The organism is Halobacillus alkaliphilus (genome assembly GCF_900113125.1).
GTDB classification, from domain to species: domain Bacteria; phylum Bacillota; class Bacilli; order Bacillales; family Halobacillaceae; genus Halobacillus; species Halobacillus alkaliphilus.
Map to the genome: position 1 here is coordinate 106,488 of NZ_FOOG01000002.1, position 16,163 is coordinate 122,650.

General features: G+C 35.2%; 18 protein-coding genes and 1 pseudogene. 4 read left to right on the forward strand and 15 right to left on the reverse strand.

Annotation, left to right across the window (positions count from 1 at the left end; genetic code table 11):
* Positions 1–409 precede the first annotated feature (409 nt).
* A complete protein-coding gene (locus tag BMZ06_RS02085; RefSeq protein ID WP_089749671.1) occupies positions 410–673 on the forward strand; it encodes a hypothetical protein in 264 nt (87 codons plus the stop codon).
* A 17-nt stretch (positions 674–690) separates the two neighbouring features.
* On the opposite strand, the gene BMZ06_RS02090 is transcribed toward BMZ06_RS02085, so the two are convergent.
* The 5 genes and pseudogenes from BMZ06_RS02090 to BMZ06_RS02110 form a co-directional block, all read right to left on the reverse strand.
* Positions 691–1,188, reverse strand: a complete 498-nt coding sequence (locus BMZ06_RS02090) for a hypothetical protein (protein ID WP_089749673.1) — start codon at positions 1,186–1,188, stop codon at positions 691–693.
* Positions 1,189–1,442: 254 nt separating this feature from the next.
* A complete protein-coding gene (locus tag BMZ06_RS02095) occupies positions 1,443–1,982 on the reverse strand; it encodes a DUF5412 family protein (RefSeq protein ID WP_089749676.1) in 540 nt (179 codons plus the stop codon).
* A gap of 675 nt (positions 1,983–2,657) precedes the next feature.
* A complete protein-coding gene (locus BMZ06_RS02100; RefSeq protein ID WP_089749678.1) occupies positions 2,658–3,083 on the reverse strand; it encodes an RDD family protein in 426 nt (141 codons plus the stop codon).
* 401 nt (positions 3,084–3,484) lie between these two features.
* Positions 3,485–3,717, reverse strand: a pseudogene (locus BMZ06_RS21005) (hypothetical protein).
* A 2-nt stretch (positions 3,718–3,719) separates the two neighbouring features.
* A complete protein-coding gene (locus tag BMZ06_RS02110) occupies positions 3,720–4,013 on the reverse strand; it encodes a hypothetical protein (protein WP_089749680.1) in 294 nt (97 codons plus the stop codon).
* Positions 4,014–4,598: 585 nt separating this feature from the next.
* On the opposite strand from BMZ06_RS02110, the gene BMZ06_RS02120 reads away from it, so the two are divergent.
* Positions 4,599–4,901, forward strand: a complete 303-nt coding sequence (locus BMZ06_RS02120; protein WP_089749683.1) for a hypothetical protein — start codon at positions 4,599–4,601, stop codon at positions 4,899–4,901.
* 1,034 nt (positions 4,902–5,935) lie between these two features.
* A complete protein-coding gene (locus BMZ06_RS02130; protein ID WP_089749688.1) occupies positions 5,936–6,412 on the forward strand; it encodes a hypothetical protein in 477 nt (158 codons plus the stop codon).
* Positions 6,413–6,629: 217 nt separating this feature from the next.
* On the opposite strand, the gene BMZ06_RS02135 is transcribed toward BMZ06_RS02130, so the two are convergent.
* From BMZ06_RS02135 to ltrA (BMZ06_RS02170), 10 genes are all read right to left on the reverse strand, one after another.
* Positions 6,630–6,875 (reverse strand): hypothetical protein, encoded by a 246-nt coding sequence (locus BMZ06_RS02135; protein WP_089749690.1) that lies wholly within the window; start codon positions 6,873–6,875, stop codon positions 6,630–6,632.
* Between the two features lie 202 nt (positions 6,876–7,077).
* A complete protein-coding gene (locus tag BMZ06_RS20550) occupies positions 7,078–7,251 on the reverse strand; it encodes a hypothetical protein (RefSeq protein WP_175477767.1) in 174 nt (57 codons plus the stop codon).
* Between the two features lie 107 nt (positions 7,252–7,358).
* Positions 7,359–7,769 carry an NUDIX hydrolase gene (locus BMZ06_RS02140; RefSeq protein ID WP_089749692.1) on the reverse strand — a complete coding sequence of 137 codons (411 nt, stop codon included), beginning with the start codon at positions 7,767–7,769 and terminating at the stop codon, positions 7,359–7,361.
* 186 nt (positions 7,770–7,955) lie between these two features.
* The gene (locus tag BMZ06_RS02145; protein WP_089749694.1) at positions 7,956–8,495 is read right to left on the reverse strand and encodes a hypothetical protein; all 540 of its coding nucleotides are present in this window, start codon (positions 8,493–8,495) and stop codon (positions 7,956–7,958) included.
* A gap of 212 nt (positions 8,496–8,707) precedes the next feature.
* Positions 8,708–9,187, reverse strand: a complete 480-nt coding sequence (locus tag BMZ06_RS02150; protein ID WP_089749874.1) for a cysteine hydrolase family protein — start codon at positions 9,185–9,187, stop codon at positions 8,708–8,710.
* Between the two features lie 186 nt (positions 9,188–9,373).
* Positions 9,374–9,574, reverse strand: a complete 201-nt coding sequence (locus tag BMZ06_RS02155) for a hypothetical protein (RefSeq protein WP_089749695.1) — start codon at positions 9,572–9,574, stop codon at positions 9,374–9,376.
* A 138-nt stretch (positions 9,575–9,712) separates the two neighbouring features.
* Entirely contained in the window at positions 9,713–9,886 is a 174-nt protein-coding gene (locus BMZ06_RS20555) for a hypothetical protein (RefSeq protein ID WP_175477768.1), read from the reverse strand.
* A gap of 161 nt (positions 9,887–10,047) precedes the next feature.
* On the reverse strand, positions 10,048–10,395 hold the full coding sequence (locus tag BMZ06_RS02160; protein ID WP_089749698.1) for a hypothetical protein: 348 nt from the start codon (positions 10,393–10,395) through the stop codon (positions 10,048–10,050).
* Positions 10,396–10,575: 180 nt separating this feature from the next.
* Positions 10,576–12,342, reverse strand: a complete 1,767-nt coding sequence (gene ltrA, locus BMZ06_RS02165; RefSeq protein ID WP_089749700.1) for a group II intron reverse transcriptase/maturase — start codon at positions 12,340–12,342, stop codon at positions 10,576–10,578.
* Positions 12,343–13,011: 669 nt separating this feature from the next.
* Positions 13,012–14,826, reverse strand: a complete 1,815-nt coding sequence (gene ltrA, locus BMZ06_RS02170) for a group II intron reverse transcriptase/maturase (RefSeq protein WP_089749703.1) — start codon at positions 14,824–14,826, stop codon at positions 13,012–13,014.
* An 834-nt stretch (positions 14,827–15,660) separates the two neighbouring features.
* Between ltrA (BMZ06_RS02170) and BMZ06_RS02175 the strand changes: the two genes are divergently transcribed.
* The gene (locus BMZ06_RS02175; RefSeq protein WP_089749705.1) at positions 15,661–16,155 is read left to right on the forward strand and encodes a GNAT family N-acetyltransferase; all 495 of its coding nucleotides are present in this window, start codon (positions 15,661–15,663) and stop codon (positions 16,153–16,155) included.
* Positions 16,156–16,163 lie beyond the last annotated feature (8 nt).

Consider the following 16,163-nt stretch of genomic DNA (forward strand, 5'->3'; position numbering starts at 1 on the left):
CAGGTCAATGAAAACGATAGATCATGTAAAAAGGCGAATCGCATAAAGATTCGCCTTTTTACTTCTTAAATTTATGCCTTCTAAAACCCTGGACTGTACGCACTATTTTTTACGTTTATTGAAATAGAAAACTTGCCAATAGGTCATCAATGTAAGAGGAATTACCACTACTATATGCCCGAATAAGTCTAAATCTACATTAAACAGTGGATTTATTAATAAGCTCATCCCTAAGACATAGAGGGGTATTACTATAATTTTCAATGCCGTTACCATAACTCCTCGTCCCTCCCTCCCACTCCTGTCATTCTTTTACCTAACTGTTAATTTAGCTGCTCTATTCACACTTAACCTCATTATTCACAAAGGATTAATATCCTTAGTTATTAGTTGGGCAGCAGTACTTTTCGTGTTCATAAAAGGTAACGGTATAAAAGGCCGTGTGGTATGGCTAACCATTACAGCAGCCATAGCGATGGTGTTTGCAGTTCATCAATTATATAAAATATTAAACGAAAGAAAAAGTGATGCACTATATGACTGGAAAACAAGATTTAAAGAAATATCTCTATTAAAGTTTATTATTGATATTACTAACAAAAAGATCTTCCAATTTCATGGAAGTCCCTCTTTTTTGTATTGGGCTTATTCAGCTAACGCTGTGAAGACTTGATTTCGAGATATTTAAATTCAATTTTGCTCTATAGTTATCTCTTTATAAATGGACTTATAGAATTCGTGAACTTCTTCATATAAATTAGGGTTCCCATTTTGAATTTCGTACATCTCATCTGTTGATCCGCCGTTCTCAAAGCTGACTACTAGACCTTTACCATCACTTGTTAATTCAATAATTAATACATCCTTTCTATTCTTTTTATTAGCCAAAGCAATGGAAAACATTTTATCTTCATTTGCATATTTGTTGCTCAGTTCGCTTATACTGGATTTTTTTACTTGTTTTAATTTAATTCCAGCAATTAGCGATTTAAAGTCGTCTATTTTTTTCTTTTTGCTAGTTTTGGCTTCTTCATTAGCATGAATAATTTGACCTTCCCGTATATCTATAGTCCCTATAGGTTTCTTCTCTTCTACCATTGAGGATAAGGAGTATAGTGTATCCTCTTGACTTTCGCATCCAGTTATAAACGCAATTAAAGCAGACATTAAGAGCAATCGTTTAAGCATACGAATATCGTCCTTCCAGTGTAGCTCCATAATTGTTAGTTCAATCTTTTCAAATTTCTTTAATAACCACAATACTTTATACAAACCAGCAAATTATCTCGAAGCTGAGTCTTCGACTAACCTGCCCCTTATCAAAAAAGCGATTGCTCATATTGAACAATCGCCCCCATTTACGCAAATCTCTAATTCGAGATATCTTATTTTTATTTGACTAATGTACCCCTTACTTAAACTAAATTATTTCGCGTTCCCTTTTATTGATACCCGTAAGTGTCACCTTCATCTAATTTTAATATATGACTATTTATAGATAATTTATCATTACTCTCCCATTCCACTTCGACTTGTTCTACATTGTGTTGTAAATAAATTCTTTTTTTAAACCAAAGAGGCCCGTTTATTTCTCCCCTTACACCAAATGAACCTGCTGCACCAGCATCATAACTATAGAACTCAATAGTGTACTTGCCCCCAGGTGAACTAACCGTCTGTATGTGCTCATCCGCCTTCATTGATGAAAAGAAGAGTGTGAATGCTACTATCCAAAATAATCCGATAGATGATAACAATGATATAATTACTGTTATCCAACTTCTCGTTTCTACCCACCAGTTTCTTTTATCTTTGAACCCAAGAACTCCTAAAATTAAGGCTATAATACTAATTAGTAGCAATATATAATTTGGTGGAGCAATTAACCAAGTGTTATTTATATTGGAATACAAGGAGTAAGCCGCTAAACCTAAACAAACAAGTATTAGATAAAACGACCATAGATTATATTGTTTCCCCATAGTTCGCCCCTTTGTTAGATTCATCTTTTATTTTGTTTGAATTACGAACAGACTGATGTGAAGTTTTAAAATATGCAATTTCACACTATTATCTAGAAGCGACCTCATCATCCCCATTAGCGAAAAAGCGATTGAACAATCGCCCCTAATATAGGAAGACTTGATTTCAAGATATCTCGCCTTTCAAAAATTTTCACTTCTTTGGAACTTAAACTAAGGAAGAGGAAATTGGAATAATTCATAGGCATATGCAAAGAACAATAGAACTGAAATAGCTGTCACTAAAACTTTACGCTTCTTGAAATTGACCAGAGCATATAATGTAACCCCAGTTAAAGTTATGGTATAAAACACGTAATCAAACCATTCTGCTTTTATAAAGAAAGTGTCAACAGTTGAAAGTGTACAAATAAATAATAATGCAAAGAGATAAACCCTATTAGAATTTCTTTCTTTTTCTTGTGAAATTATAAATCACCCTCTTTTATTTTTATAATATGTAGTTCAGATTGGCATTTATTAAGAGTTCTGTAGCAATTTCGGATATCTCATATACTCTCATTAGAATACCTAAAAGTTAAAAATTTGCCTCTGTTTATGTGTGACTTGGATTCAAAATATCTTTCACTGTTCTCTTACTTCAGCCCCCTTTAGTTTAGGTTCCTCTTCCATAATTTAGTCCCGGGTTGGTGGATTTGTTGTCACATACGTTTGTGCAATAAAGTCATGAATCGAACGTTTATCTTCTCTTATCCCTATCATAAAGGCACTTATAATCAATCCAATTCCTAACGTGAGAGCATAGGCGACTCCCGCTACTAAAACCCTTAATATCATTGTACCAACCCCAACTTTTCTCCCATCAATTCTTACGATACGATTGCCTGCCATTCTTCTCCCTAATGTGTACCCGGACCATAAAACAGGTAATAATACGGTATAGAATAATCCTAAAATATCCGTAGGGTAGGAGTTTTCACCATCATAAAATACTCCATATAGAAAGTAAGAGATAATTCCTGTTATTAAAAATATAATAATAAAATCTAACACACTTGCCAAAAACCTGTTCCTAAAACCAGCTGGATAAGTAACTTCCATATCTCCCCTCCTTTCGTATGCCCGTTTACATAGTTCTTTTACAACTATAGTCCTCGTTTCAATAATACTCAGCTTCAAGATAAATTAAAGTTTTAATAATTTACTAACTGTTACTTTTTGCGATTCTCATAGTTAAAGCTATTAAATACACCAAGCCCAAGAGCTAGCCACGGTAACCGAGGAACTATACTATGAGAATAATTAAGGTTAACATTAGGAAAAGTTTGAGCAATCCCTATTAATGCAAACAAAAGAAATGAAACGGATATGTAAATGGATGACACCAATTTATTCAAACTATCACTCCTTCGTGCATAAACAAGGTCTTCTAAAACGCTACAAATAATATCTCTTCCTGGCCATTTGCTTTAGTACCCATTAGCGAAAATAAGTTTTAATATTTAAATTCCATATCTTAGAAGAAGAAAACTACCTACCCATAATACAATCGCAATTCGTGTTATCAAATACATTGCATATTCAAAGGTTGTGAGTTTTCTTTCCGCTTTATTTTTTTTAACTGCTTAACATAAAAGAATGAACATAAAAGGAGTATTGCTATGGATAATCCATATACGTTTTCTAAAACATTAATCAAACGAGTACCCTCCCCTAAAATAGAAATAAAGTGCATTATCATTTAGCATTCACTTTGCTAAATTCCTTCTCAATACGATTAGAAACTTTCGTTCTCACTGTATTATTATAAGAAGGATCATCAAGCTTCTTATTTTTTAATATACCTATGGTATAGCGAACCTTCTTATTAGAAATAATTAGATTTTTGTACCGTTCATCTCTCAAATATACTTGAAACCAATCAAATTGCTTTAATTTCCTCACGTTCTCTACTACTTCTTCCTCACTGACCTCCGAAATGAATGGTGCAAATGAAATGATACTAATTATATTTAGAAATATTCGACGCACGACTTTTCCCTCCAACCAGCGATTGCTCTTATTGAATATTGCCCCCAATACAAGAATACTTGCATTCAAGATACTTCAGGCTTTTTAAACCCGTGAATGGTTAGGACAATAATTATAGATAAAGGTATGCTCAATAAAACTTTATAACTTATAAGCAAATACATAATAATGAGCGGAATTAATAACATGGCAATTATACTTATAGGTTTACTGTATTTATATAAGAAGTACCCGATAAGACAAGTAATTAGGGTTGGCCATAGAATTAACGTTATTATCAACGGTTCCAAATCAGTAATGCCCCCTATCCAATTTGTAAAGCTAAGAGGGTAATCAGCACCTTCAAATTCGGGAAGTAATTTAACTATATCATTAAAAATCCAAATAATTCCATACATGTTAACCAAAAAGCTATTGTTCATATTGAACAATAGTCCCTGATTGTTTAAGACTTGAAATCAAGATAATCTAAAGAATGTTCTTATGCGGCATGCGTATCTAATCATTTAAGACAGCACTATATTTTTTTTAAAATATTCCAACATGCCATATATTAAACATACGATTTTTTTTAGGAGGGACTGAATGAAGGATCTGGATGGAGCGCTTACTATACTTCTATTTCTATTTTTAATCCTGGTGAACGTTTATATCATTAAGTGGTATAGAAATGGACGTTTACATTTATGGGGTTCCGGTCTTCTACTAACAATAGCGGGGGTTATACTTGGTTTTTTAACAGGTGCCATTTTAGTACCGACGTTTGGCGCATTTGGAGGGGTGTATGGAGCATTTGTAGGTCTTGTTATCGTAGGCAATGGATTAATTCTTTTACTAGCAGAGCTTGCCGTAACCATCGGAAAACGATTGACTAAAAAGAATAATTAAGCATAAGAAAACCCCAAAACCCACCGTCTCTTAATGAGATCGTCGTTCTTTTGGCTATGTTAAAGTTTTGTGATGATATTACCCATAAAAAATGACTTCCAGTTTTTGTGGAAGTCATTTTTGGATATTTTGACTTATTAAACTAATGCCCCGTTGATGTAAGACTCGAGTTCGGGATATACGTTGGTGAACCTTGTACATTAGTACCCATCCCTAAAATAAGGATAACTATTCTCTATTTATATACATTCGCAAATGTCGAAGGTGATCTCCAATCCATTTCATTAACTCCAACTTCATATTGAGTTCAATTGAAACCTCTTCTATGTACAGATTACAATTACAACGATTACACCAGATAGGGGCTGCCCCCACGTCTCCCTCAACTTTTAATTCATTTGTTTCTTTTGGTTACATAGACATCTCATATTGTTTCCATCTCCATTTATGACCTTAATTTAATTTTTTTCAGTACTCTCTGATCCTTCGAAAGCGACCTCATATAACCATTTAAAAAATGTAGTAAAAAAAGAGATCCCAACAATGTCAACGAGTGTCTGGTTATTAGATGAGAACAACACATTCCATAATAAAAGGCCGACAATCATGCAGAAGAAAAATTTAATATAACTTATCACTTTGACCACCTCTCATCTTCACATAAAGGTGCGTTATCATTGCTACTTCGATATTTTCATTTCGTTTCTAATATATCTCTACGAAAGAAGTCCCTATCTCGTTTCATACTTATCATTTTGTAGCTGATACCTCCACAATCCTTTTCAACTCTTCAATAAAAAAGCGACCATTAGATAAAGACTCGAAATCAAGATAATCTAAGTAAGGTGGTAGTTCTTATAACTGTTGTCGTAAGCGCTGGAATCATCATTTCGCTTTTATGTGCTTATTTTTTAGGATTGTTTTTCACCACTTTATTATATAGTTATATAAATCCTCTTATATTGAAAATTCCCAACTAGGGCTTTACAATTTCAATATTAACATTTAAAAAATATTTCAAAGGGGGATGAAAAATGAATAAATCTCTACTTTTTCTTTTAATTTCAATTAGTTTAATAGGTTGCTCATCAACTGATCAAGATGAAGAGGCTGCAAATACTAACAATGAGGATAAGGAATTGAATAAAGAAATAACTATCAATACTGGGGGTGAGGATTACGAACTTAAGCCAGTATATACATGTAACGAAAACTGCACTTTAAAAGATGATCTTGAGATGGTACATGAGAACTTTAATAGTTATGGAGTTCCTCAAATAGACACTCCTGAAAAATTACATATTAATCAAGGGGATATAGATGTTAATAGTTCTGGAGTTATTGTCCACTATACTTCCACAACAAAACAAGTAAACTTGAGTGATGATTATTCACTACCCGTAACAGGCAATAAAGGAGAATCCTCAAAGTATATTTATTATAAACACCACAATACTGAGGATGAAAAAGTTCAATATGACATTTACGCTTTTACAGTTGCTCCTAATTAAATAAGTCTATCAATATTTAAAAAGCTCAGACAAATCCGTCTGAGCTTTCAACAGCAATAAACATATGAACCCCCCTCACTTTAACTTCGAACTGTTTATGATCGAAACAGAGTTTTCGACTAATAAGCAATTGCTCATATTGAACAATTGTCCCCGTTTCGTGAAAAATCGAATACGAATACCTTGGATCTAATATTTTTAACTAACACAACCGTCCTCAGGTAATGATTAATTCTAACGCTGCCACCCATATAAGAGAAAGAGAAGCGATGTAAACAATTGAGTATGTCCTACTTTTTCCTTTTGCAGGCATTTCTATGAATTCTTTAATTATCAAAGATGGAGCTAAAAACAGCCATACGAACATCCATGAAAAGGAAATATCAGTAAATAACCCCGCCAGAAATATTACACCTGCTATTAATAACAAACTTTTACTTATGTACTTTACTATCTTTTGCATATGCCCTCCTCACTCAATAGAATCCCAATTTAATGTAACAGAAAATACCACCGTAATAGGAAGTCGTTTTTTAAAGTATCGCCACTCTTATTGAGTAATCGTCTCTTTCTCTCCAAGTCTCGAATTCGAGATATAATGAAGGATTGAGTATTAAAACGTTTTATGCCATCTTGTTTATAGATATTATAACCGTAACGAAATTTCACGTATGTTTTTTTCTTTTTTTAGCAAGAACATACATGACAATAATAGCTGCTATGTAACCTATTCCTGTCCTCAATACCATTTCCCAAGTTATTTTACCTGATATTAAGTAAAAAGCAGGTAATGCTATAGCAACAAATATAATTAAGGCAACCAAAGATTTTTTCACCATGATATCCCCACCTCCCAACTTTTTCACTTTAAAGTGCTTTTCAAGTATTGCCTCCCCGTTTGTTTAATTCTCGACTTCAAGATTATATCCAAAATATCAATCAACTCTTAACCTTGAAATGTATATGGAGCAGATGATTTAAGCAGACTTTCTATCCCACCAGCATGGTAAGGCATTAGTTTATTTGCGGTATTTATATCTAGCCATTTAATTTCATCTATTTCATCTTTATGTAATATTTTTATAGCACCTTCTAAAATCTTTGCTTTATAAGTAATGAACAGAGCATGATGACCCTTATCTTTAAAGAAAGCTTCATTTACCGCAACTATGTTTTCAGTTTCTATAGTTAAATTCGTTTCTTCCTTACTTTCTCGCACTGCTGCTTGTTCAAAGGTTTCACCTTTCTCAACAGAACCTCCAGGAAGAGACCAACCACTACCTTTATTCTTCACCATCAAAACCTTCTCTTCCATCTCATTAAAGACAAAGACATAAGCTACATCAACTCGTTCCATTCTAGAGCACTCCTAATTTTTGGTTTTGTATTTCGTTTCCTTCTTACTAACTTACTACTAAGTAAACGCCCCCAATACAGTAAGACATGATTTCAAGTTAATGTAATTATATATGACTTCCCCAACCTCAAATTCAAACATACCCAGCTTAACTTTTTCCCTTACTGGCATCCTGAGTATCGTCTTTTATGTTGGATCGGGAACCTCAAAATAGTAAGCTACTGAATAGATGATTTTTGTATTATCGTTGTCATTGCTTCTCCAATTAAAATTCACTATATAAGTGATTTCCTCTCCCTTATCACCAGTGACTTCAATAACTTTCTTATCTACTGTTTCTTGAATTCCAGTAGCGCCTTGTTGCTGTTCATACAAAATTTGATCTGGCGCAGGGAAAGTATTTGGAATTCTAATTTCTATTTGATCGCCTATGTTAGCATTAATTTTCTTTGGTTTTATTTCTTTCTTTATTTTATCTAATCGCAAATCGTCATTACCCTCTGAACATTCAGAAGAAGTCTTACACTTTAGTTTATATTTCGCATCATAAGCTTTATTGTTATAAATAAATTGCACTTTATCAAGTTGCTCTAAATCTATTTTGTCTGCTATTTGATTCATAGTAGCTTTACTTGAATTTTTAGACTCATCCTTATTAGAAGTCTCTAGTGGAGAACATGCTCCTAAAGCAATTGTAACCAGCATAATGAAAATTAAATTCTTCATTCTTAACCTCCCTCTTTGTTAGATATAATTATAATTTTTAATAATTTGGTAGTAATAGGATGACCGCATTAATTATGCGTAAAACGCAAAGAAGCCAGCTGGAGATGCTGACTTAAGGAGTCGGTAAATCAGATAACCCTCCTTTTCACGAAGACTCGAATTCAAGATATCTCTTAAAGTTTTTTTACTTCAGCAACATCTCTTCACATTAATTAAAAAGTTATTTCTTTGCTTGGATAAACATCAGCAAACCAGCGCAATACACCATTGTGGTGGTTAATAATTTGTTGTGCAGTAATCTCCTGCGAGTCCCAAGTGCTATGAGTATCTGATACAAGAGTAACTTTATACTCCTTACTAAAAGCTCTTCTGCAAGTTGTATCAATGCATGCTTCTGTTTGAATCCCTGCTATTATTAGATGTTTTATCTCTTGTTTTTTTAATCCATCATCTAAAGAGGTCTTATAAAAGCTATCAGGGGTTGTTTTCTGAACAATAATATCTTTGCTTTTCGGGGCAACATCTTTATGGATCTCCCACCCCTTTGTTTGAAATTCTAAAGATCTACCAGCTGGTGCATTATGTTGGATATAAAAAACCGGTGTATTCGTATTTCGTGCTTGGTTTATTAAATCTCTCAAGTTTCCTAATAATTTGTTTCCTTTATGTACCACATTATTTTCTTGAAACATTCCATTTTGCACGTCAATATTAAAAGTGCCTTTTTCATGTTCATCCCTCCATTTTTTTGGTATTTGATCTTCTTGTAGTTAAACAATCCTCTTCATCTAGTTCAATAAGCGATAGCATGTACAGCTATCGCCCCCGATTCCATAAGACTCGAATTCAAGATATTACGCATTATGTAACTTCCTAATTTACCCTTCTAATGTTTTACCCTTAATCAAAAGACGAAGAATCAGAAGGATTATGCCAGCAATAATTCCATAAACAAAGAATTTAAAAGTATTTTGTCTAGTAACATCCGCACCATTAAAGAAGGAAATTGTGATATGAGCTAAAATCATTCCAAAGCCTGGTGCTAAAACGTAGCATATACTTAACCATATCCTTTTCACTCTTCAGCTCCCCTCATAATGATTTTCTTTTCGAAAATTAGCTGGAAACTATAAAAATATATGCTTACTCTTAATCACGATAGGCCCCTATTCAAGAAGACTTGAATTCGAGATGATATTGCTACGAAGTTTCCAATTCTATAGTATAGATACGAACACATCGACTAAAAATGGTGCCAAAAGCAAATAACCGGCCACGCCAATTACAATTATGATTGGCATTGTGAATGGACTAGGTTCATTTAATTTATCAAGCTTTTCATTCATTTTCTTTAATTCGTTTAATATTTCTCTCTCATTCTCTTCAGACATACTATCCTCCGCTAAATTACTCGATTTCCATAAAATTTCTACTTACTAGAGGTGATTCTCTATTAAAGATAAGTCCCCGTTTCATTAAGTCTTTAATTCGATATACATTAAGCAAAAACTCAACTAACGCTTCCGTTAGCACAAAAATGAATACTGTGTCACTATGGCTTAATCAAGAAGAAGATTGCCACTCCAATAAGTATTGGTGTAAACATACTTTTAACTTTATTTTTTCTCCACATATCCACCGTAATTGTAATACCTGCTATGATCATTAAGAAAATCCCAGGTAACTTTATGATATTTAGTGTCAGTAGATTTCCAATAGAAGCGAAAAAATAACCTATTACAAGTGAGCCGATTGTGAAAACAAAATGTGCCGACTTAAAATCTTTTTTTGCAGAGTTCCTATCATCTGAATCCATTTTTAAATAAGTTCTAACAACCATAAAAGTTGGTATTCCCCACATAATAAGGAAAGTAACCAATGAATCAGTATCTACGTTCAAAAACAGCCCCCCTCCTACCTAACTTCATTCTTCAACTTTTGTTAGCAATAGGTAAGCGTTTGACGTTATCTCCAGCTTTTGTCGGGTAGGTCAGGGATATTACTATCCCCTTCCCCCCTAAGAACCGCACGTGTGCCTTTCAGCACATACGGCTCAAGCATGCATTTATCCGTGTCTAGATTAAATTAGTCCTGTTATCTTCTTTCTCTTTATGTAGTTCATAACACTACGAAGTTGAGCATTATTTGGAATGTTCTCCCTTGCAGGGAATACCTTGTGGTATTCCAGATGGCAAGAATTGTGAACTAATTCTATGTTCTTATATTCATTACTTCCACCTTGGACTCTAGGAATTTTATGATGCATTTCTAAACCTTCGGTTCTATCTGCAATTGATTTACTACATAAAGAGCATCTGTATTTCTGCTTTTTCGCTAACTTTTGTCTATATGCTACATTGTTCCTATCAAACTCTTTAATATCACGTTTCTCAAAATAATCTTTGAGATTTTTATTAAAAGGACTATAATCATGTTTGATTTGCACGTGTCGTACAATTGGTATCCAAGACACCTTTTTCAATTGATTATTGGTTATTGGGTCAGTTAGTATCCAATTATTTTTACTTTGACCTGTTTTATCTGGTTTAAAATACTTTTGACTGATCCATTGCCAACTCTTTTTCGGGTGAAGCCTTCGCAGAAATTTGTATTGAACTTTCCAAATATGTGCATCCATTTTAGAAAAGACTTCTTTGGCGACAGTCGGACTCCAATAATTCGCTGTCCCTAATGTAATAGGGTTAAGCGTGCCAATTAGTTTTTGTACGTTTCCCCCGTATAATTGCCTGGCTTTCTCACTGATTTTCCTCTTCGCATTTTTAATGCTATCCTTGGAAGGTTTGGTGAGGACTTTACTACCATTATGAGTTTTGTATTTTCTTATATTGAAGCCTAAAAAATCAAACCCTTCTTCAATATGTGTTATTTTCGTTTTGTCCATTGCTAACTCAAGCCCCCTAGTTTCCAGGTACGGCTTCAGTTTATTATATAAATCATTAGCATCTTCCTCGGATTCACACATGATGACGAAGTCATCAGCATATTTTGTAACGGCATATTTAGTCCGATTTCTGTATGATGTTTTAGATTTCCTCTGGTCCTTTTGATATTCTATGTTAAGTAAATTTTCTAGACCATGTAGTGCGATATTAGCTAGAAGTGGTGAAATAATACCACCTTGAGGAGTTCCATCTTCTGCTTCGTGGAATACATCGTTATCAACAAAACCTGCTTTTAACCACTTTGCTATTATATTGAAAGCTGGAAATCCTTTAATTTGTTCCAGAATATAGTCATGATTTAAATTATCGAAACAACCTTTAAAGTCACCTTCAAATATCCACACCTTCTTGTTACCAACAGTAGTGTGAATTCTCTCAATTGCATCATGACAATTTCTTTTAGGTCTAAACCCATAAGAAGTTGGTTCAAATTTAGCTTCCCATTGTGGCTCAAGGGCTAATTTAGCAATGTTTTGGTAAACTCTATCTTTTATTGTCGGTATTCCTAGAGGTCTAAGCTTCCCGTTTTTCTTTTTGATATAAGTTCGATAAGCCGGCTTTGGTTTATGACACTTAATGTTCATGTCCTTCATTTTATTATAGAGTTTACTTCTCTCATAAGGAGTTAATGCTTTATGCCCGTCAACTCCAGCCGTTCGTTTCCCCTTATTAATTTGGGTAACTCTACGAATTGAGAGTAGTAGTGCAGCTCGACTTTTCATTAGTAGCCTTTGCAGATCTCTTACCTTACGGACCATTCCTAGACGTTCGGCATGATATATTCGTTGCTGTAACTTTTCTACATACTGACTAATCTTTAACCAATTGATACTGTTCCAATCAGTAATGTCTGGTAATGCGGACTTCTTTATCGAAGTATTCATCGTCTGTTACCATCCTTTTGAATTGTTCGTCAACGCTTTATCCCATGTTGCACACCAATTGGAATTCAGCACCCTTTCGGGTTACATCAAAGATATTATCCACCCAGTTATTTCCGATTCCTGTTGCTTTTCAGCATAGTGGCTTTCGCTTTTTCCAATTTCCTTTACCCACTGGGGAATTGAGCTGTGCTTACGCTTAGCTTACCTAAGTAAGGACCCCATTGGACTTAACAAGTTCAACTTCTGTCAGACACGAGTAGGTTAGGTTCCTCCAATACACCGATAGGTTTATGGGATGCAATTAAAGTATTCAGGGGAAACTACTTTCCTACCTATTGAAACGCTAGTTTAAACGTGTCTTATCTAGCGACTGTGGTGACGATGCTTATAGAGATTCACTTATCGTTAACCATGCTACTCTTTCCCTGACCCCCAACAGCTTAGACACTCAATTGTTGGTTGGGCCAACCTCATGCAACCTACATTATAATTACTTAAAATGCAGTTTCGGAAGGGAATATCCTGTGCATCTGGATAGTCTCTTTAAGACACTGACTCTGTGCGGAAGAAGTTGCTTCTTGTCGCACCCCCTGCTCCATACCAAACGTGCTAGTTTCCCAGCATTCGGCACTCCATCTAAAGGTATGTACTACATCATAAGTTCCTATGTTACTCTTCGAGACTAGATGTAACGATCCCTTCCACCCCACATACCTTTCGGTATTGATTGATTTTATCTAAGATCAATCGATTCTGTGGTAATTGTTTAAGATAAACCTTTATCTTCTCTATATCTTTTACATGAATCAGTCGATGAATATTCTTATGAAGAATACGCAGGTTTTTAAATTGATCACTTCCTCCAAGATTCTTTGGCAAATAGTGGTGACAGTGAACCTCTGAAACGTGAAGATATTCGCCTGTAATTTCGCATTTCCCCATCTTCATACTATAGCGACTAATACGATTATCCAAGTACTCGACACTTCGATTAGGTAGAGAAGACTTCAATAAGAGACTGATTTCTTTCTGGATATCAGGGCGGAGACTTTTGTACATTTGTTCTCGCCCTGTCTTTGTATAAAGCGAAAGCTTTGGATTGAAGTTCCTTGCATGGAATGTTTTAACATTACCTATGGGGAACAGATACGTACCATTGATATAGAACGTTTTCGTTCCTAAGCTAAAGGTTTTCTTATAAAAAGGCGGTGGTTTAAAAGGATGTTCTAGCTTTCCAACCGGTCGAAGACGGTTCACTAGAAATGGTTTAAGATCGTAAGAAAGACGTGAGAACACAAGATTTACATGAGTCGCTCGCTTAAAGTATTGGTGAAGTCCTAATACAAAACTATTGTAACGATGAATATTCTCAGCAGAAGGTGAACTTTTCATTCTTCGAATGAGCTTTTTCGCTTCCTGTTTAATTTTCTTTCTTTTTGAAGAAATGACCCCAGTATGGGCCACTCGTTTCTTACCCTTCTTGTTCGCACGAATGGTGAACCCTAAGAACTCAGATTCCCGTTTTCTTAAGTTTACAATTTGAGATTTCTCAGGTGAAATGTCCAGTTTCAAGCGCTCTTTGAGGTACAGACGTACCGCATGGTACCACCTTTGCGCTGTCTTTCCATCCCGACATAGAATTTTAAAATCATCAGCATACCTGACCAGATATCCCTGTTTTAAGCCCGTTTGTTTTCTCGCTCGCCTTCTAGCATCATCTGAACTGTAGGATTTCGTCAGGGGAAAGACTTCCCACTGGTCCGCAACCCATTGGTCTAGATCATTTAGGACGACGTTCGAAAGTAACGGGGACAGAATGCCACCCTGAGGCGACCCTTTTTTCGGGACACCTTCACCATCAATTTCTGACTTTACCATTTTAGAAATACAAGCCAGTACCTTACGGTCTTGAATACCGATATTCCAGAGTTGCTTCTTTAATAGACGATGATTTACGTTATCAAAGAAACTCTTAATATCTACATCAACCACGTAATGAAGTTGACCGTGATTAATCAAAGATTGTATCCTTGCCATAGCATGATGAGCAGACCGTAGAGGTCTGAAACCGTAGCTATGTTTGAAGAATTGAGATTCTACAATCGGTTCGAGAACTTGCTTGAAACATTGTTGGATCACTCGATCCAACATGCATGGAATTCCAAGAGGTCTCCATTTTCCGTTCTCTTTTTCTATCCATTCTCTTCGAACTTTCTTCGGGTGATAGTTTTGAAGTTTATTTCTGACTTCATTTACCAGGTCATTTTCTGAGAGCTCTTTCATGTTATCGATGGTTTTCCCATCGGTTCCTGGTGTTTTAGAACCTTTATTGGTTTTGATCATGCGAAAAGCGAGCAGGATGTTTTCTCTCGATATGATGGTTTCATATAAATGAGAGAACATATTTCCCTGACTCGCTTTTTCATGAAGATCCGTAAAGGTTTCCGTCATATTATAATAATCCCAGTTTCGCAGCGTTGACACTGTGGCATCCCTCCTTTGGAGTGATGTTCCCACGTTCCTACCCGATCGGTGCCATTCACGTTAGGAAAATAATCGTTTCATACTCTAGACTTGGGGCTATTCCTCCACTTCCATTACAGAAGTTTCATCAGTCATTCCCCTACCCTTACAAGGATAAATGCTTTTCAGCATAACTTTATAGCAACCGTTTTGGGTAACAGCCCTTGATTCAACGTTCCTTGCTTTCCAAGTACCATACAACATAGCTATCCGTACTAAACGTAGATGCTTCCTTTAAGCCTGTGAGCTGGATACCGCCGTCGTTCGGTATAGCGTCTTTCAGAGGGGGCAGTTTTACTCCACACCACTCACATCATCGTAAGATGACACATAAGTTTCCTTACGTTTGTAAATTTAGACCCTTACCTTCGGAAGTTCGTCAGTTCCTATCTCAAAGAACGATTCTCATCCTATCTAGCTTTTCAGCCGTGAGGCATATCCGTCGGCATACCTTGTTTATGGCTTCAGCCTTCGTTCTGCCTAATCTACCTGTGCTTCACACCTTAAGACCTGTCCGTCTTAACGCATGCAGGAGTGTTGACGGGATGGTTTCGGGAAACATGGATCCTTCATTCCCATCCTCCGTTGTACAGTTGAAATTTAAACAAATAAACTTCCTGCCTTTCACGCAAAAATGCGCTTATAGCAGAACTTGTCGCGCGCCCCCGTTACAGAAAGACTTGAATTCAAGATATGTATCGTAAAAAACTTAATTCTCGCTAACAGTATATCTTTTGTTTGAATTTTCTAAGTAGTTTATAATAAAACTAAATTACATAAACTGGAGGAATATTTATGGAGTCCAAAACACTAAATTCATCAATATCGTTAGTTGAGTATAACGATACATATAAGAATCAATTGTCCAACTATTACTTACCCGAAGAACAATTAAATTTCACAAGTCTACCATTAGAAAAAATTCATAATCCAAGTGTTACAAAGAATTCTACTCATGTTTTAATATTGGATAATAATGCACCGGTAGGATATTTTGCACTGGAAGACGGTGAGAAAGTTAAGCGATATAGTGATAACCCAAAAGCTAGAGTATTAACGTCTTTCTCAATTAACTCGAAGTATCAAGGAAATGGACTCGCTAAAGAGGGCTTGAGGTTACTACCCAATTTTGTAAGAGAATCCCTTCCTAACATAGATGAAGTCGTTCTTGGTGTTAACAAAAGAAATCATGCAGCAATAAACCTGTACTTAAAGACCGGTTTTGTAGATGAAAAACATATTTATGACGGTGCTAAAGGTCCTCAACATGTCTTGCATTTACATATCTAATTAGTAGG